The organism is Holdemania massiliensis AP2 (genome assembly GCF_000327285.1).
GTDB lineage: Bacteria > Bacillota_I > Bacilli_A > Erysipelotrichales > Erysipelotrichaceae > Holdemania > Holdemania massiliensis.
In genome coordinates this window covers 1-18,809 of sequence record NZ_HE998569.1, presented here as the reverse complement: position 1 = coordinate 18,809, position 18,809 = coordinate 1, and the positions used below count along the sequence as shown (strand labels likewise).

General features: G+C 48.3%; 16 protein-coding genes and 1 tRNA gene. 7 read left to right on the top strand and 10 right to left on the bottom strand.

Annotation, left to right across the window (positions count from 1 at the left end; all coding sequences use genetic code 11):
• Nucleotides 1-151: 151 nt before the first annotated feature.
• From BN162_RS12515 to BN162_RS12490, 6 genes are all read right to left on the bottom strand, one after another.
• Entirely contained in the window at nucleotides 152-793 is a 642-nt protein-coding gene (locus BN162_RS12515; RefSeq protein ID WP_020225459.1) for a CBS and ACT domain-containing protein, read from the bottom strand.
• A 4-nt stretch (nucleotides 794-797) separates the two neighbouring features.
• The gene (locus BN162_RS12510) at nucleotides 798-1,502 is read right to left on the bottom strand and encodes an ABC transporter ATP-binding protein (RefSeq protein ID WP_020225458.1); all 705 of its coding nucleotides are present in this window, start codon (nucleotides 1,500-1,502) and stop codon (nucleotides 798-800) included.
• 1 nt (nucleotide 1,503) lies between these two features.
• On the bottom strand, nucleotides 1,504-2,277 hold the full coding sequence (locus tag BN162_RS12505) for an ABC transporter ATP-binding protein (protein WP_020225457.1): 774 nt from the start codon (nucleotides 2,275-2,277) through the stop codon (nucleotides 1,504-1,506).
• Nucleotides 2,274-3,236, bottom strand: coding sequence for a branched-chain amino acid ABC transporter permease (locus BN162_RS12500; RefSeq protein WP_020225456.1), 963 nt, complete (start codon nucleotides 3,234-3,236; stop codon nucleotides 2,274-2,276). The genes BN162_RS12505 and BN162_RS12500 overlap by 4 nt, the downstream gene beginning before the upstream one ends.
• A 4-nt stretch (nucleotides 3,237-3,240) precedes the next feature.
• Nucleotides 3,241-4,119, bottom strand: a complete 879-nt coding sequence (locus BN162_RS12495) for a branched-chain amino acid ABC transporter permease (RefSeq protein WP_020225455.1) — start codon at nucleotides 4,117-4,119, stop codon at nucleotides 3,241-3,243.
• Nucleotides 4,120-4,197: 78 nt separating this feature from the next.
• Nucleotides 4,198-5,421, bottom strand: coding sequence for an ABC transporter substrate-binding protein (locus tag BN162_RS12490; RefSeq protein WP_020225454.1), 1,224 nt, complete (start codon nucleotides 5,419-5,421; stop codon nucleotides 4,198-4,200).
• 204 nt (nucleotides 5,422-5,625) lie between these two features.
• On the opposite strand from BN162_RS12490, the gene BN162_RS12485 reads away from it, so the two are divergent.
• Both BN162_RS12485 and BN162_RS12480 read left to right on the top strand, forming a co-directional pair.
• Nucleotides 5,626-6,360, top strand: a complete 735-nt coding sequence (locus BN162_RS12485; protein WP_020225453.1) for a hypothetical protein — start codon at nucleotides 5,626-5,628, stop codon at nucleotides 6,358-6,360.
• Nucleotides 6,361-6,686: 326 nt separating this feature from the next.
• Nucleotides 6,687-7,508, top strand: coding sequence for an HAD-IIB family hydrolase (locus BN162_RS12480; protein WP_020225452.1), 822 nt, complete (start codon nucleotides 6,687-6,689; stop codon nucleotides 7,506-7,508).
• A 193-nt stretch (nucleotides 7,509-7,701) separates the two neighbouring features.
• On the opposite strand, the gene BN162_RS12475 is transcribed toward BN162_RS12480, so the two are convergent.
• Nucleotides 7,702-8,895, bottom strand: a complete 1,194-nt coding sequence (locus BN162_RS12475; RefSeq protein ID WP_020225451.1) for an N-acetylglucosamine-6-phosphate deacetylase — start codon at nucleotides 8,893-8,895, stop codon at nucleotides 7,702-7,704.
• Nucleotides 8,896-9,539: 644 nt separating this feature from the next.
• On the opposite strand from BN162_RS12475, the gene BN162_RS12470 reads away from it, so the two are divergent.
• Nucleotides 9,540-9,623, top strand: a tRNA-Leu gene (locus tag BN162_RS12470).
• 342 nt (nucleotides 9,624-9,965) lie between these two features.
• On the opposite strand, the gene BN162_RS12465 is transcribed toward BN162_RS12470, so the two are convergent.
• From BN162_RS12465 to BN162_RS19075, 3 genes are read right to left on the bottom strand one after another with little or no spacing between them, the layout of a single operon-like run.
• A complete protein-coding gene (locus BN162_RS12465; RefSeq protein ID WP_020225450.1) occupies nucleotides 9,966-10,754 on the bottom strand; it encodes a nitroreductase family protein in 789 nt (262 codons plus the stop codon).
• A complete protein-coding gene (locus BN162_RS19080) occupies nucleotides 10,747-11,037 on the bottom strand; it encodes a MarR family winged helix-turn-helix transcriptional regulator (RefSeq protein ID WP_261797858.1) in 291 nt (96 codons plus the stop codon). Before BN162_RS19080 ends, BN162_RS12465 begins: the two co-directional genes overlap by 8 nt.
• Before the next feature lie 12 nt (nucleotides 11,038-11,049).
• Nucleotides 11,050-11,187, bottom strand: a complete 138-nt coding sequence (locus tag BN162_RS19075) for a helix-turn-helix domain-containing protein (RefSeq protein ID WP_020225448.1) — start codon at nucleotides 11,185-11,187, stop codon at nucleotides 11,050-11,052.
• Between the two features lie 292 nt (nucleotides 11,188-11,479).
• Here BN162_RS19075 and BN162_RS12455 point away from each other — a divergent pair, with 292 nt between their 5' ends.
• The 4 genes from BN162_RS12455 (at nucleotide 11,480) to BN162_RS12440 (ending at nucleotide 18,698) form a co-directional block, all read left to right on the top strand.
• Nucleotides 11,480-14,047, top strand: coding sequence for an EAL domain-containing protein (locus tag BN162_RS12455; protein ID WP_020225447.1), 2,568 nt, complete (start codon nucleotides 11,480-11,482; stop codon nucleotides 14,045-14,047).
• Nucleotides 14,034-15,620, top strand: a complete 1,587-nt coding sequence (locus tag BN162_RS12450) for a sensor domain-containing diguanylate cyclase (RefSeq protein WP_020225446.1) — start codon at nucleotides 14,034-14,036, stop codon at nucleotides 15,618-15,620. Before BN162_RS12455 ends, BN162_RS12450 begins: the two co-directional genes overlap by 14 nt.
• Before the next feature lie 584 nt (nucleotides 15,621-16,204).
• Complete coding sequence (locus BN162_RS12445; protein WP_020225445.1) at nucleotides 16,205-17,575, top strand: MATE family efflux transporter; 1,371 nt, start codon at nucleotides 16,205-16,207, stop codon at nucleotides 17,573-17,575.
• 262 nt (nucleotides 17,576-17,837) lie between these two features.
• Nucleotides 17,838-18,698 (top strand): DegV family protein, encoded by an 861-nt coding sequence (locus BN162_RS12440; RefSeq protein WP_020225444.1) that lies wholly within the window; start codon nucleotides 17,838-17,840, stop codon nucleotides 18,696-18,698.
• The last annotated feature ends 111 nt before the right edge of the window (nucleotides 18,699-18,809 follow it).

Below are 18,809 nucleotides of genomic sequence, written 5' to 3'. Positions count from 1 at the left end.
TTTCTTTTATCTTTCCTTTATTATAACAGAAATCTTTCCTCCCGCATCAAAGCAAAGCCAATCCTGGATTTCAATTTTACTCGGATTCAGACATTTTTTGATGAATAAAAGAAAAGGCAGCCTGTATCTTGACTGCCTCACCGTCAAATTTTCAGTTTGCGCGCGTAATCAAAGACGCCACGGGATAACCGTGATCCTCCAATAACTTCCGCATCCTCTTCGGATCAACGCCGCGGGCCCGGATGACGACATCGGTCTGTTCTGCTTTTCGATAAACCGCCAGATTGGTAATCTGAGCTTTCTCACCGAAGAACAGCCCCGTTAGATCCGCCAGAATTCCCGGCTTATCTTCAACGGGAATCACATACCGGCTGCCTTCCTCATAATAGCCTAACAGATCGATAAAAGCTTCAAAGATATCATTCTGCGTGATAATTCCGACAACTTTGGAACCTTCCGTGACAACCAGACATCCGATATCATGCTGACGCATCAGCACCGCCGCTTCTTCCAGCAAGGCATCGGGATGAATCGTTACGACGTCCTTGATCATGACCGATTCCACGGTGCTCTTGGCCAGCAGATAATTAAGCTCGTACACCGAAAGACTGGTAGCCTTGCTCGGTGTGTTCTCGGCAATCGTGCCTTCGGTTACCAGTCCGACCAGATTTTGTCCGGCAACCACCGGAATTCGATGGAAATCCCGTTCCGCCATCAAATCCAGTGCCGCACTGATTGAGGTATCCTTACTGATGCAGTAAGGATTCGCGGTCATGCGATCTTTCACCAACATACTCTTATCCTCCTAAATAGGCTTTCTTAATGTCTTCACTGGCTGCCAATTCCGCCCCGGTGCCGCTCAGCACAACGCTGCCGGTTTCCAGCACATAGGCCCGATCAGCAATTCCCAGCGCCATCTTCGCGTTTTGTTCAACCAGCAGCACCGTCGTTCCCTGGGCATTGATATCCTGAATAATTGAAAAGATTTCCTTGACCAGAAGCGGGGACAGGCCCATGCTCGGCTCATCCAGAAGCAGCAGCTTCGGTTTGGCCATCAAAGCCCGGCCCATCGCCAGCATCTGCTGCTCGCCGCCCGACAACGTTCCGGCCAGCTGTTTCTTACGTTCCGCCAGCCGCGGAAAGCGCTGATACACACTTTCCAGATCCCTTTCAATTCCGGCTTTATCCTTGCGCAGATACGCCCCCATCTGCAGGTTTTCGGCAACGCTCATATCGGGAAAAATTCTTCTTCCTTCCGGTACCTGCGTAATCCCGGCTTTTACGATATCCCGGGCGTTTTTCTTCGTCATCGGCTGACCCAGAAATTCAATCTCGCCGCCGCTTTTTTTCAGCAGACCGCTGATCGCATGCAGCAGCGTTGTTTTCCCAGCCCCATTGGCGCCGATCAGCGCGACGATTTCCTTTTCCCGCACTTCCAGGGATACGCCTTTTAAGGCTTGAATAACACCATAATGGACACTTAAATCGGTTATTTTCAGCATCTTAATCCTCCCCCAGATACGCTTCGATGACACGGCGGTTATTCTTGATCGCTTCCGGTGTTCCCTGCGCGATGCACTTCCCATAATCCAGAACGTAAATCCGCTCGCAGATTTTCATGACCAGCGACATGTCATGTTCAATCAAAACCACAGTTAAATTGAATTGTTCCTTAATCTGATGGATCAGCTCGGTCAGTTCGGTAGTTTCCTGCGGATTCATGCCCGCTGCCGGTTCATCGAGGAATAAAATCTTCGGTTTGGCGGCCAAAGCGCGGGCAATTTCCAGTTTGCGCTGCTGTCCATACGGCAGATTTTTGGCCAGCACCTGCTTTTTCTCAGCCAGGCCGACCACTTCCAACAGTTCCATGGCTTCATTCAGAATGCGCTGTTCTTCGCGGTAATACGAAGGAAGCCGCAGAACCGCCGCCAGTGCGGAATACCGGACCGATTTGTTCATCGCCAGTTTGACATTATCCAGCACCGTCATATTCTTAAACAACCGAATATTCTGGAATGTCCGTGCCAGCCCCAAGCCAGTGATCACATACGGCTTCAATCCGCCGATGCTTTTCATCTGACCGTCTACGTTCAGTTCGATTTTGCCCTCGCTGGGCTCGTACACGCCAGTCAACAGATTAAACAGCGTCGTTTTTCCCGCACCGTTCGGTCCGATCAGTCCGATCAGTTCGCGTTCCTCAATTTCCAGATTGACATTGGAGACCGCGGCCAGACCGCCGAAGTTTTTTGTCAGACTGCTTACCTTTAATACGGTCATTCCCGCACCTCCTTTCGCCGGCTGAACCGGTTAAACAGAGCGGAAAAGGTGAATTCCTTCGTTCCCAACAAGCCGCTTGGACGGAAAATCATAATTCCGACCAGCATTAAGCCATACAGGATCATCCGAATATCGGAGAACTGCTGCAAAACTGTGTTCAGCACGCCGATCACCCCAGCAGCGATAAAGGAGCCGGTAAAGCTGCCCATGCCGCCAAAGACGACCAGGACAAGGATATCAATAGATTTATTAAACGTAAACATTTCCGGCTTAATGACATAGAACGCGCCAGCATACAGCGCTCCGGCTACGCTGGCAATCATCGCCCCTAAGACAAACGCCATGATTTTATACTTAGTCGTATTGATGCCCATCGCTTCGGCGGCGATTTCATCTTCGCGCACGGAGATGCAAGCCCGCCCCTGAGCTGACCGGCAGAAATTGATGATGATCACCGTGCAGATCACAACCGCCGCAAAAATGATTCGCCAATCGACCAACTTCGGCAGAATCATGCCGGCCGCGCCGTTGGTGATTTTCATATTCAGAATCACAATTCGGATAATCTCGCCGAAACCGAGCGTTGCGATGGCCAAATAATCCCCGCGCAGCCGCAGGGTTGGAATCGCCACGACGAGCGCGACCAGTCCGCTGATTGCGATTCCGATCAGCATGCCGGTCAAAATCCCGCCTAAGCTTGCGGAGATTTGTTTAACGGCAACCCCGGCACAATACGCGCCGATGATCATAAATCCGGCATGCCCCAGCGAAAACTGACCGGTTACACCGATGATTAAATTCAGACTGATCGCCAAAATGATGTTGATGCCGATGGTCATCAGCACGGTCAGATAGACATTGTTGACCACGCCGGCACTGATTAACAGGGAGATCAAACCGTAGCTGCCCGCAATCAGAAGCAGCCAGCAGGCATTCTTTTTATTTAACAGATTCTTCATGCGCCTACACCTTTTCCTTTACATTTTTCCCCAGCAAGCCTGCCGGCTTAACCACCAGAATGATGATCAGAATGATGTAAACAACAGCGTCCTTATACAGCGAACTGCCATAGCCGCTGACCAGCGTTTCGACGATGCCGATGAAGAAGCCCCCGAACATCGCGCCGGGAATGATTCCAATCCCGCCGAAAACCGCAGCGATAAACGCCTTCACGCCCGGCAACATGCCCATCAGCGGATTGATCGAATTATAATACAGGCCAACTAAAACTCCGGCCGCGCCGGCTAATGCCGAACCGATCGCAAACGTATAGGAAATCGTCATATCGACGTTGACGCCCATTAAGCGCGCCGCATCGGCATCGACCGAAACCGCCCGCATCGCTCGGCCGACCTTGGTCTTGCGGACAATATATTGAAGCAAAAGCATCAAGACAATCGTAATCACAAAAATCGCAATCTGCTGGGTTGTGATCATGACGCCGCCAAGCATGATTTTCTGATTTGCCAGCACCTGCGGAAAGGTTTTCACGCCGGTTCCCATGACTTTCTGGGTACTGGCTTCTAAGAAATAGCTGACGCCGATCGCCGTGATCAGCGCGGTGATCCGGGTTGCATTGCGCAGCGGCTTATACGCAATCCGCTCAATCACAACCCCGATCAAAGCACACAGGGCCATCGCTGTGATTAGCGCGGAAAAAAAGCCCATGCCTAACTGAGCAGTACAGATAAATCCGATATACGCCCCCAGCATATAAATATCCCCATGGGCAAAGTTGATCAGTTTGATGATGCCGTACACCATCGTGTATCCCAGCGCGATCAGGGCATAGATGCTCCCCAGCGACAATCCGTTGATCAGCTGCTGCAAAAACTGGGTCATATTGTTTCCTCCTCTTCTCAATGGGAAAAAATAGGAGAACGGCTTCCCCTATTTTTCTTTTGTTTTGCTTTGCGTGCGTTAGTCCAGCTTCGGAGTGACCGCAACCGCATCCGTCTGGACACCATCAACCAGATTGACGACCAGAACCGGTTTGATCGGCGTATGCGTCGCATCAAAGGTAAATGAACCGGTAACACCGTTGAAGCTGATCTTGGCCAAAGCCGCCTGTACCGCCGCGCCCTCTGACGAACCGGCTTCTTCAATCGCCTGAATCAAAACGTTAGTTGCATCGTAAGCCAAAGCCGCAAACATATTCGGTTCTTCATTGTATTCCGCTTTGTAAGCATCAATGAAGGCCTGCAGCTGTGCCGAAGCGCCAACCGTTGTGTACGCTGTTGTGAAGTAAACATCATTCAGATTCTCAGCGCCGCCCAGTTCAACCAGGGTAACGGAATCAAAGCCGTCAGAACCGACAACCGCCTGATCAATCCCCATATCCCGCGCCTGCTTGATGATCAGGCCAGCCTCATTATAATAGCCAGGGATATACAGGACATCAAAATCCAAGCCTTTGATTTTGGTTAAGACAGAGGAGAAATCCGTATCCTTGCTGACATAATTTTCTTTTGCAACAATCGTGCCGCCCAGTTTGGTGAACTGCTTCTCAAAGGCTTCCGTCAGCCCCTTGGCGTAATCGGTTGTGGAGTCGCCATAGATGACAGCTTTGGTCTTGCCCAACGTATCATAGGCATACTGCGCCATCGCCGCGCCTTGGTAGGAATCCTCAAAGCAAACGCGATAGACATAATCGTATGGAGCACTGTCAATTTTATCCGGATCGGTCAGCGTGACGTTGTTCTGTGTCGCGGATGGCGATAAGACAGGGATTTTCGCATCGTTTAAAATCTGATACGAAGCCGCGCTTGCACCAGAAGTGGCCGGACCGACTACGCCGGCTACTCCATCCGAAGCCAGCTGAGCTGCCAAAGTGACGGCTTCAGTAGGATCCGACTTGTTATCATATTTGACATAACCATATTTTTCACTGCCGGCAGCGGCATTCGCCTGTTTAATCGCCAATAAGGAACCGTTCAATTCAGCTTTGCCGTAATCGGCGACTTCGCCCGTCAGTTCATAATGCAGACCGATCTTCACAGCCCCCGCTGCCTCTGATCCTGTGCTGCCCCCAGCATCCGGGGTTGTTGCTGAACCGTTTCCTGAACCGGAATTCCCGCATCCAGCCATGGAAACTGCCATCATCAGAGCAGCAGCACCCATGAATACTTTCTTCATTGTTTTCATCATTTCATCTCCCGTTTCTTTCTAGAACCTGCAATACAAAAGGTAATAGTGGCTTTATTATAGCGCTGCCGTTTCATGATTACAACACATTTTTTCATTTTTACAAAATGTTTTCATGAAAATATTTTCAGATTTGTTAAATTTCTGAATCTTTTTCCATCTCTGTGTGCTTTTGTTTATAATGATGATAAGAGGTGAGCAAAGATGAAAAACGACATTTCTTTGATATTGAATGAATTCCATCGCCGCAGACAGTTTTTCACCCTTCAGGCTGAACTTGAAACAAGGCAGACCGACATCCTGGCTCTGGATTATGAAATGGATCATGCTTCCAGCCCATTTCAATCTAAGAAAAAGCAGTCGCTGATTCAAAAACGAGAGGTTCTGCAGGCGCAGCTGACCTCCCTGAAAGAGGAAATCTCGCGTTCCGTTTTCCCTTCTCTGCGATCTCTAGCCGATCAGTGGGATCGCCTAATGCATAAAGATCCTCTTTCCTCAGGTCAGAATATCGCTGAGATTCTGCATTTTGCCCTGGCTACTGAACGCTATTATGAAGCTTTAGAAGGATTGGATCAAGCACTTAACGAATGTTTTGTGGAACTGATCCGCGTTCCCAATCAAGCCGCCATTACCAACAAGGCTGTAAATCTGACTCCGATTCTTTCACTGCTCCCTGAGTTTTTGCAGCATGATCAGCAATACCGCCGCGCCGTTCATCAATTGAATCAGAAAGCCTTGCTTCCCGCTCCGCTTCGTTTGTACCGCGTGGATTTTACCGGAATCCCAGAAATCGACAAGCGCAGTGAACTGCGTTTTATCGGAAAGCAATGCCAGAAATTAAAAAACAATCTCAGCGATATCCTTGGACAGCTTGAAGATCAGGCAATTTGTTTGATTTCCGAAATAAATCAGGAATCCCGCGATGACGAAAAAGCATAGATTTTTCGCTTCCTCCTGCTTTTGAAAAGTCTTTTACCCTGGCTTTTCACCGAAGCAACTGAAATCTGTCAAAGGACTTGCTTCCTCAAGAAAATATAAGAGTCAACTACCCACCACTTAAGGGTAGTGAGTTTCCGCCTATTGCAAAAGTTAGGATTTTATTTATGAAAACCCTCTGCTCCGCCATTTTCATCGCGGTTGATTTTCGATAATCCATTTCATTCCCATGCTAAAATTTCAAAAAATTCCTCATTAAAATGCATTTCAACCGCTCCATAATTCCGCGAATCTGATACACTATATTATTAATAGGGGATGAGAATTTTATGAAACCAATTCAGCTTGTAATCTGTGATATCGACAATACGTTAGTTCCCAAGCATCACAATGTCACCCCGCGGGCCCAAACCTGCATCAATCAGCTTAAGAAAAAAGGCATTGGATTTGGCCTGGCCTCCGGCCGCTCCATTGACCAGCTCCATATCTTAGAAGAAATGTGGAATATTCAATGCGAAATCCTCATTGGCCTGAACGGTTCGGAAATCTACGATGGAATTGCCGGCACTACAGAAAGTCTGTATTCCATGGAACCAGAATGGATCCGTCAGTGTCTGGAAATCATGGCGCCTTTTCCCTGCAATCCCACGCTGGGCAGAAACGGTGTCGCTTATGTCCGAAGTCTGGATCAGAATGTTTCTTCATCCGCAGCCTTTGTGAAAAACAAAGTTCTTCCGCATGTGGTCAAAGATGATTCTGAATTCTGGCAGCAGCCCGCCGCTAAGATCGGCTTTCGGGTTCGGGCGGAAGATATGGAAGCCATTGAAAAGCGAGTTGCGGAATATCCGATGTCAGGGTTTGTCGGATTTAAAACGGAGAACACCATGTTTGAGTTCTGCAATGCTAAAGCTTCCAAAGGTGCACTGCTTCTGAAATTCTGTCAGGATCATCACATCGATACTGAATCGGTCTGGGCTTTCGGCGATATGACCAACGATATCAGCATGCTTCAAGTGGCTGGCGTCGGCGTCTGTATGCTGAATGGTTCAGAAGACACCAAAGCTGCCGCGGATCTCATTACTGAAAAATCAGTGGAAGATGAGGGATGGGCTGATTTTGTGGAAAAGCATATTTTAGCCAAACTCGATTAAATTAAAAATTTTGCCGTTGATGAAACGGCTTTTTTTTATCCCTTTCGGTCAACGGCCCGACATGGAATTATTCTTAGGCTTGCCTGTTTTTTTTCATTCCCGCAAGAAAAAAGACGAGCAGGGTATGTGAGAACTTCCCCTTTCACTCGTCTTGTATTCATCGCTTCGCTTTTTGATCGTCTTAGTTCATCAATCAGTCGATCTTATACTCCTGCAAAAAGCTCTCATTGAACGGACTCTTTTCTACGGCCCGGTCAAAGACTTTGCGGCCTTCAACATACGTGGCTACAACGTTATAATCCTCATCGATGACGACCAGATCCAGATCCTTGTCCACGGCCAGTTCACCTTTGTTTTTGAGGTTATATTTGCGGGCTGGATTCGCGCTGCTCATCCGCACGACTTCTTCCAGCGGCATATGCAGTTTCTTCACCAAATTGCCAATGCCATACAAAACCGGCATGCTGGAACCGGTCAGCCGGCCTGTCTGACTCAGCACAAATCCTTCCGGGGTCACTTCCAGCACTGCACGGTCGCTGTTTTCATTCTTTTTGCCGCCCTTGTAATGGCCGACCGGCGCGCCTAAGAAAGCTCCGTTATCCGAAACCAACATAATCCGGTCATGGTCTTTCATCTTCATGATCAGCTGAATCATCGGCAGACAGACATGCAGACCGTCGCAGATCAATTCGCAGTCCACCTCATCCCGCAGAATGCAGGCTCCCATTGTGCCGATATCCCGATGATGCAGTCCGGTCATGACATTGCCCAGATGAGTCGCCACCGTAATGCCATGATCGATGCCGCGATTCGCTTCCGCATAGTTCGCGTTGGTATGATAAGCGGCTACCGTAACACCTTGAGAAACAAAATAATCGATGGCCTCCAACGCACCCGGCACTTCCGGCGCGATATCCACCAGCACCAATTTTCCATGCGCCTCTTCGATCATCTTTTTCGCGTGGTCAAGATCCACAGGCGGATAACCGGTATTAATCCCTTTTTCTCCGACTCGAGCACCCCAAGGGCCTTCTGAATGAATGCCTGCGATTCGTGCCCCATCCAACGTTTCCTCTGCCAGTTTGGCTAAAATCGGAAACTGAGATACGATCGTCGTCGTTGGCAGAATCGCCGTTACGCCATGCGCCGCCTGAGCTTTCAGCAGCTGTTTCAGTTCTTCTTCATTCGCATCATCAAAGCGATAACCGGCCGCTCCATGATTATGGGTATCAATAATTCCCGGAATAATCCGCTGATTTCCATAATCAACGTCAGCTTTCAATCCCGCTTCCTTGCCGGCAACGGCTTTAATTCTGCCGTTTTCCTCAATCAGATAAGCAGGCCGGATTCCATCTGGAAGACAAACACGTTCAGAGTAAATAATCATTCCAATTTCTCCTTCTCTAATCAAATCATGGCCGCTGATCAAACGCTCTAACCAGCTCTGTCGTCAAGACCCTAATCCTTATCCAAAATCAAGAATTACCCAAGGTTTCTGACCGCCTTATCTGACCTCCTTTCTTTCTCCTTCAATAAACAGCCGCATGAAACATCTCTGAAATCCGAAGTCTTGTCCAGCAATTCCTTTCTGATAACCAACAATCTTAACGCAAGATTTTACGTCCTCCGCTAGCACAGCAATAAGTCAGACTCATTCAACTGACCAAGGAATTCACTGCAAGACTTCTCTATCTTCTGTTATAAACGAGCCGGCTGTACTTGTCCAGATATAAACATAAAATGATTTCATTTTCAAACGAAAATCCTGTCAAAATCTCCTGGATACAACAATTCCGAGAGTCTTATTTATTATAGATAAAGAGCAATCATAAAATTGAAACACACGGCGAAAGCCACGGAAGAAAGAAACCGGAAAGGCCTGCGGAGATTTTAAAATCAGCCGCCTTTTAATCCAACTGGAAGCTCACTCTAGCTTATCATTCACCGATAGTTATCCTGATCCTCCGCTTGCCCAAAATTGCCAACGTATTCTTGTCAAAATTCAGAAGTCTTGTTATAATATCTGAGTATGCGCGTGTGGCGAAATTGGTAGACGCACCAGACTTAGGATCTGGCGGTTCATCCATGGGGGTTCGAGTCCCTTCACGCGCACCATTTCAGTTCAAAGCTTCTCTGCTATAAAACAGCAGAGATTTTTTTATTATTTATTGACTAGATTAATCATTTGTATTGGCAATCCGCTGATTCTATGCTTACGTTTGTTCAATATTGTTTTAATAGTTTAAGATTATCCGAGTCTGGGCATTTCCATAGTGTTCCCTGAACAACCCCTAAACAACATTGACTTTAAGCGATCAGCCGATGCTGCATTGAAAGAAAAAGGTTTAAATTATACTGCTTGACAGGCACATGTCTTTATCCGTATCTTTATTTAATATATAAATTATTGCTTATCTTTTCATTCTTTTTTATATGATAACAGATGTAAATGAGCTGTTATTTCCGAATCAGGCCCTCAGCGCTGAATCCCGGCCGCTCACACAGCAGTTTGGAATGAATCAGACAATCACATAAATCCTGATAGACTTGTTCATCATACCATTCGATAAACCATTCGTTAAAGTACCAATCCAGGGCATGCTTATACTGACCGCCGATATATTCCGGATAAACCAGATCCATCTCTGCAATCATTTCCTGAACTTCCGCCTCCGAGGCAGGTTCATAACGGTCATAATGCAGCACATGCTTCATCGCCAGGCGTCCGCGGGTCTGTTGAGGATCCTTGTCGGTATAGCCCAGCACGACCTGAATCACAGGAAAGCAATATTCCTGCGGCATATTCAGCAGCTTCATGATTTCCTGCGGCTTATGCCGATGCGAAAAATTGGTCATCAGCGAATCCATGCCCAGTGATTTGGCCGCGATGACCGCTGTCTGGGCGGCCGCACAGACATCTGCAATCATGATAAAGAAATTATACAGCCGATGCCAGGGCTGATATTCCTCATAGCCTAACGCTTCGGCACATTTTATAATCCGCGTCTGATCAATCGCATAGACAAGACAGGTCAGGGCCTGGCCGCCGGACTCCCCTTCCGTAAGCTGGCTTAGAATTTCGGGATCCGTTACGGCAATGACAGAATAATCGGTCAGATTGTCACTATTGGCCGCACGCAGGCTGTGCTCAACAATCGTTTCAATATCCTCACGGGAAACCGGCTTTTCGTTAAACTGCCAATGGATCGAGCGCAGGGACTGCAGTGTTTTGAGCGTTTCATTCATGTTGGCTTTCCTCCTCATAGTTTTGCAGAATCCGTTTTAACATCGCTTCAAATTGCTGAATCTCTAATTGGGTAAACCCGGCATAAAAGATTGCGTTGTTTTTTTCCGATACTTCATCATACGCATCCTGCAGCCGCCTCGCTTTGGGCGTCAGCTGAATTAGAATCCGGCGGCGGTTGTGCTGATCGGGAATCCGGACAACTAGACCCTGCGCCTCCATCCGATCCAGCATTCCCGTCAGCGTCGTATTGGCCAACGAAGTCAGCCGGGCAATATCGGTAATCGATAACTCGCCTTATTCCCACAGTACATACAAAATTCTGCCCTGCGGCCCGTTAAAGGCGTCGATGCCTTTTTCCTTTAATATTTTTTCAAAGGTACGGCCGCTGAGCTGACGAATCTGCGATATCAGAAATCCTCCGTATGTTTTCATGATTCATCTCCTTACCTCAAAGGATATTCCTATATAGTAATGTTGTCAAGAAAGACATGATCTCTGTTCTATATAAAGATCGGCGTTAAAACACAGCTGTTTTTTCAGGGATCACGGACTTATGGTCAGTCCTTCGGTATCATCCAGGAAAATCGGGACAAGAAGCTGTCATTCAGCCGGCTTGGGATTTGTTTTTTAGCCCTGAGTGTGCTAGTATTTAGTTTAGAAATGAACATTTTAATTTGAAATTTTCAATCCCGAAATATCCTGAAGAAGAAAGAAGGCATGGGCGATGCGAACTGTCAGCTTTTTATACAAAGACGAAGTCTCTTTGAAAGCGCTGATTGAAGAACAAGCGCTGGACTGCACTGTGCCTTATCTGATCCGGATTTATACAGCGATTGCCAGCCGCAAAGAAGCCGCCCAGCTGGCCCGGACGCTGCAGGCTCAGTTTCCGCAGGCTCAGATCATCGGCTGCAGCGCCAGTGGAGTCATTTTCCAGGATCAGCAATATTCAGATCAAACTTTAGTCTTAATCGACGACTATGAAAAGGCGCATTTTCAGACGGCGTTTTTCACGTGGAAAAATAAATCAGCGGCTGAAATCGGACGTGAACTCGCGGCGTTCGCCAACCGCGCCGAAGCCCAACTCATGCATGTGCTTTGTTCTGATCATTATTACGATATTCATGCCTGTATTGAAGCGTTTAACCATTCCAATTCCACAACCAAGCTGGTCGGCGGAATTGCCGGCGACATCCTGCCGCTGAATGTCACTTCTTATGTTTTTAACGGCAGCGGCGTACTGGATCAGGCAATTGTCGCGGCGGCTATCGGCGGCAGCGCGCTGACGGTTTACAATGAGGTCAATATTTCGCATGAACCGGTCAGTGAAAAATATAGGCTGACCGGCTGCGATGGTTCTTATTGGGACAGCGTCGACGGAATTCCTGCTGAGGCCTGGCTGCGCGAACAGCTTGGCATTGAACAGGCCGCCGGTTACAGCAGCTGGCAGGAAATTGCCGAGAATGATGAAATCGTTCGCTTCCCGATGATCTTGGAAAATCATCACGGAGCCAGCCGGATGCTGAAATATGATGCGTCGGCGGGACGGATCAGCCAGTATTTCAGTCAGATTCCGGTCAACACCGAATTTCGGATCGGCTATACCAGTCCCACCGCCTGCATTCAGCGCTGTTATGAGATCTGCTCCACGATCAGCGATATCCCAATTGAAAACCTGTTTGTTTACGATTGTCTGTTCCGCCGTCTTTATCTGCACAATTGCGCGGAATGGGAACTTAGTCCCTTCCGTGGTTACGGAGTCTGCGGCGCCTTCATCCTCGGTGAAATTTCCAATCTTAACGGCGTCAACGAATTTCTCAACGGGGCCTGCTGCCTAGTCGGCACCGCGGAAAATCAGGTTTATCTCCGGCCTGACAGCCGTGTCTTTGACGACCTGGGCGAAATTGCGGATGACACCCAGGATCTGCTGAATTATGTTCTGAAAAAACAGCGTGAGGCTGTGACGCGGAAAAACGAATATCTGATGGGAGAACTGCTGAAAAAGCAGCAGGGCTTTCAGGAAAAGCTGATGGTGGACGTTCATACCGGACTGGGTAATTACATTAAATATAAGGAAGAAAACAAGCTTCGCTCGTATGACAAGCTGGTCATGATTCAAATTGAAAACGCGGAAGCGATTCGCTCACAGCTCGGGCAGGATCAATATTTAGCCTTGCTGGGACAAGCTGCCGATCAGATTCAGACCTTTCTACGCACCCTCGTACAGGATCAGGGACTGACCAGCTATCTGCTCAATGAAGAAACGCTGTTTGCCGCGGCCGGTCCGGCCATGAGTGAAGATCAGTTTCTGAGCCTTGTTCACGCGCTCTTTGATAAGTTTCAATTCATCAAAATTCACGATATCCAAAAAACGGTTCTCTGCCGTTTTGTCGTCGTGCTCCATCAGCAGGACATGGTGGAGCGGGCCTTGAATACCCTTCATGCCAACCGGCATCGTCAGACTTCCTTTCTGATCTGCGATCACGAAGCCGACGAACCGCTCAGCAGCATTGAAGAATTCAAAATCATCGACGTTCTGACCCGAGCTCTGGAAAATGACGGCGTTGTCCCCTACTTTCAGGGAATTCGGGATAATCAAACCCAGTCGATCAGCCATTATGAAGCCTTGATGCGGATCATCGACGTGGACGGCACGGTCTATGCACCGGCGTTCTTTATGGATACAGCGAAAAAATATCATCTGTATTCCTATCTCAGCGAACGGATGTATGAACGGGTATTCTCCCTGTTTGCCGGGCGTGGTGAAAGTGTTTCACTGAACTTCTCCGCTTACGATATCAATTCTCAGAAAATGCAGCAGCTGATTTTCGAGCAGCTGGAAAAAGCCGCTCACCCGGAACACTTCATTCTGGAAATTCTGGAGGATGAACCTTTCCGCGATGTGGAAACACTCCGCCGCTTCATCCATAAAATCCGTCAATACGGCGTTCAGATCGCGATTGATGACTTCGGCTCCGGGTATTCCAATTTCCTGCAGCTGATGGAACTCAATCCGGATTATCTTAAAATAGACGGTGAGATCATCCGTCATCTGCATCAAAGCGAAACTCACCGCAAACTGCTGCGGGCGATCACCGTTCTGGGCCGTGAATTCAACATGAAGATCGTCGCTGAGTTTGTGGAAAACAAAGCCATCCAGAGTCACATTCTGGATTACGGCATTCAATATTCTCAGGGCTTCTATTTCTATAAACCTGCCGGCTTTGATCAGCTGGCTCTGTCCGGTATTGACGCTGCGGCGCAGCAAGGAGGATCCCGCGATGTTTCATTGTAAATTACAAGTTCTGATCATCAGTTCAAGTCCCGCATGGGAACGCGCGATGTCTCTGGCGCTGACGCCTCAGCGCTTTGAATTGGAATTAAAAACCACTCCTGAGCTCGCGGATCAGCCGCTGGCAAAGATCGACATGCTGGTTCTGGATGAACCGCCGCTGGAAGATCTGGCCGCGCTGCGTAAGCGCTGCGGCAGCCAAACCCTGCTGATCGTCTGCACCGGGGCTTCAGCGGATGCCCCCATCTGGACAACGCTGTGCCGGCTCTGTGATGATATATGGCGCACACCGATGCCTCAGCCTTTAATCACACAGACCTTTCAGCGCTGGCTGGATTCGCTGAAAACCCAAAAAGAGCTGTGGCTGACAAACAATTATCTGGAATCAACAATCAACAGTATTCCGGATCTTGTCTGGTTTAAGGATATCCGCGGCGTCCATCTCAACGTCAACGACGCCTTCTGCCACGCTGTCGGCAAGACAAAAGAGGATGTCATCGGCCGAGGTCATTATTACATCTGGGATCTGAAGCAGGAAGAATATGAGAAAGGCGAGTATGTCTGTCTGGAAACGGAAGAAATGGTGCTGAAGGCCCGCAAAACCTGTCTGTTTGATGAAAAAGTCAAAAGCAAACATGGACTGCGCCAGTTCAAGACCTACAAAACGCCGATTTTGGATGAGGACGGAGAACCGATGGGAACCGTCGGTATCGCGCATGACGTCACAGATCTGGAAAATATGGGAACTGAGATGGCGATTCTTCTGCGCAGCATGCCCTTTTCCATTTTGGTTGTCAACAGTGATAATGTGATCATCAATGTCAATGAACGCTTTGAGGATTACTTCTCTGTTCATCCGGATGAAATCCTCGGTCAAAACTACAGTCAATGGCAGGCCCGGGTTTTTCCCGACCTGCACGGCGCAGAAACTTCAGAATTTCGGGAAGCGACAATCCAGGATGAAAAAGGCGAGCGGCTGCTGGAAATCCGCAAAGAGCCGATCTATGATATATTCATGAACCTGGCCGGACAGCTGTATATTTTCCGCGATATCACAACTCAGCGTCAGATGGAGCAGCAGATTCTCTTTAATTCCAATACCGATTTTCTCACCGGATTGTTCAACCGCCGGCATTTCTATGAGATTTTGGCTAAGGAACGAGGTGATCAGCGGGTCAGTCTGATTTATGTGGATCTGGATTATTTTAAGCTGCTCAATGATACCCAGGGACATCAGGCCGGCGACGAAGCGCTGATCCTGACCTCAGACTTATTGAAGCAATGTTTCCCGGACGCTGTATTGACACGGCTGGGAGGGGATGAGTTTCTGATTTTATATCTGGGGAATTGGGAATTGAACGATTTGAAGCACCGAGCTGAGATTTTCCTCAGGGAAATGAGCGAACAATGCCGCTCGCATTCAGAATTGCCGCATCTGACCGCCAGCATCGGTATTGCCCAAACCGATGATCCGCAGCTTTCCGTGGATCAATTAATGCAGCGCAGCGATCAGGCGCTGTATCAGGCAAAACAACAGGGCCGCGATCAAATCTGCATCTATGGGACTGAAAAATGACGACAATTCAGATTGTAAAAGCGCTGATTCTCAAACGTTTCCGCTCAGACGGATAAGCTGAAGGATAGATGTTCATTCCGGCTCCGGCCTGGTCCATCTTCTAAAAAGGAAAAACGATCCTTTGTCAGAAACACTGACGGAAGGATCGTTTTTCTTGATTGGATCTTCAATGAATCTTCTGCGCGCTGATCTCATCCAGATACAAAACAGCGTGCGGATGCATGGGCAGATTACTGGTCAAACAGGCGGTGACCGCCGAACCGTTGATCGTCTTGCCAATCGGGCGGTCTTGGTTTTTCTCAGTACCATGCCAAGTATCTATCTTGAAAAGATTATATCATGCAGAAAGAGAAATCCTTCACGCTCATCATGAAAATTTCCTGTCATTTCCCCATTTTCCTAAATCAGTTTCGATTTCTCTTTTCAATTTGGAAAAATCAGGGGTGCAGAATTCTGTGAACGCGGGCCTGTTTGTCGGAATTTCCCAGGAAATAAAGCAGAAGACAGGCCGCCGTTTTTCTTTGCTTGAAATTCCCGGACAGGGGCGTATAATACTTTCGAGACTTAAGGGGGAACTTTTTACTGTGAAAAAATCTTATGCCGTGGATATGGTCAACGGTCCGCTGTTCAGCCGCATCCTCATCTACGCCTTTCCGCTGATTTTATCAGGGGTGCTACAGCTTCTGTTTAATGCCGCAGATATCGTCGTTGTTGGAAAGTTTACCGGCAGCCATGCCTTGGCAGCCGTTGGCTCAACCAGTGCTCTGATCAATCTATTAGTCAATCTGTTTATCGGAATTTCAATCGGCACCAACGTCATGGTCGCCCGGTATTGCGGAGCCCGCGACTGGCAGAACTGTGAAGACACAGTTCATACATCCATTGCCATTTCAATCATCGGCGGAATTTTGATGATTTTTGTCGGGGTCCTGTTTGCCAAGCCGTTGTTGGAACTGATGGGCACTCCGGCCGACGTCATCACGCATTCCGTTCTGTATATGCGGATTTATTTCCTCGGCATGCCGGCGTTTATGATCTACAACTTCGGCGCAGCGATTCTGCGGGCGATTGGCGATACCAAACGGCCGCTGTATTTTTTGACCGCGGCCGGCGTGGTCAATGTGATTTTCAACTTGTTCTTTGTCATTGTCTTCAACATGGGCGTAGCTGGGGTCGCCGTCGCCACCGTCATTTCTCAGGTGATTTCAGCCGTGCTGATCTTGATGTGTCTGTTAAAAATGGATGGGATGTGTCAGCTGCACAAAAACAAGATCCGGCTGCATGCCGGCAAAGTGAAGGAAATGCTGCGGATTGGAATTCCGGCCGGACTGCAGGGAATTGTTTTCAGCATATCGAACGTCCTGATCCAGTCCTCCATCAATTCCTTCGGTTCCGTCGTCATGGCCGGCAACACGGCCGCCAGCAACATCGAAGGCTTTGTCTATACGGCGATGAACGCGATCTATCAAACCTCGCTCAGCTTCACCAGACAAAACCTGGGCGCCGGCAATACCGCGCGGATCAAGAAAATCCTGTTTTACTGCCTGGGCATTGTCACAGTGATCGGTTTAGTTTTAGGTCAGGGTGCCTACCTGCTCGGCCGGCCGCTGCTTTCGATCTATTCTTCGGATCCGGCGGTTGTGGATTTTGGTTTAGTCCGGCTTTCGATTGTCAGCGCTTCCTATTTTTTCTGCGGTCTGATGGACGTCTGCTGCGGAAGCATCCGCGGTCTGGGCTATTCCATCATGCCGATGCTGGTCTCTCTGACCGGGGCCTGTGCCTTCCGCGTCTTGTGGATCTTCACCTTTTTCCAGATCGAGCATACTTTGTTCAGTTTGTATATTTCCTATCCTATCTCCTGGATTCTGACCTTTGCGGTTCATCTTCTCTGTTTTATTTATGCTTACCGCAAGCTGATGAAAACCAAGCTGAATCTTCAGCCTGCAGAAGCCTGAGCGTAAAAACCACAGGAAATTTCGCATCGCGGTTCAGACGCATCGAAAATTTTCATAAGTTGTTCACATTCTTAGACTACACAAATTAAAAAATGTGTGGTCTTTTCTTTTATCAATGAAATTCTTTTTGTTTTTTTCCAAAAGAAGACTTTACTTGACACGATGTTCACGGTACATTATAGATGTCTGGTTTCCCTTAATTAGATGTTCTAACTTTGTAAACCAGAAGAATCAGAGTTGATAATAAGTGGGGGGCTTTTTGATGAAAACAATCATTACAACTGAGAGCTGTTCTGACATCCCGGTTTCCATGCTGGAAAAGTTTAATGTTCCGATGGTACCTTTCAGCGTCAATTTTCCCGATCGGACTGTGCTTGACGGTGAGCTTCCGATTCAGGAAATTTATGATTTCTACGATTCTACGCGGCAGATCCCAAAGACCTGCGCGATCAGTCCTTATCAATACAGTCAGTTTTTTAACCGGCTGCTAGAAGATCCGGAAGTGGAAATCGTCCATATCGGATATTCCTCAGCATGTTCCTGTTCGTTTCAAAACGCGACGATCAGTTTGCAGGACTGCGATGAAAAACGCATCCATCTGATCGACTGTCTGAACGTTTCCGGCGGTTTCGGCTTACTGACGCTGAAAGCCGTGGAGCTGCATACCCGCAATCCGCAATGGAGCGCCGCAGAGCTGGCGGATGAAATCCGCAAGTGGGTGCCGCGGATTAAAACCTTGTTCATCCCGGAAAAGCTGGATTTTCTGGCGGCCGGCGGCCGTGTCAGCAATGCGGCGGCATTAGGAGCTTCTTTGTTAAGGATCAAGCCGCGGATTGACATTCTCAAGGGCGAGCTGATCAATACGAAAAAATATTACGGCACGATGAAAAAAGCGGCTTCTCAGCTGGTTGAGGATTTCCTCAGCGAAGAACCGCTGGACCGCACTTTAGCGCTGATCATCTATGCCAAAGGAGCAGATCCGGATCTGCTGGAAAAACTGCGGCAGCGTGTGCTGAACGATGGTTTCCAGGAGGTCCTAGTGTTTGAATTGGGCGCGGTCATGACCGTGCATGGCGGCAAAGGGGCGATGGGCATCACCGGCTTCCGCAGAGAAGCGGCCTGATTTCTTTCTTGTTGAGATCTTCTTTAGGTTTCTGTACGCTAAAAAGAATTCTAAAAAAGATCAGCGGATTTTTGTTTATTCTGTGACTGGACGTTCTGTCCAGTTTTTTTT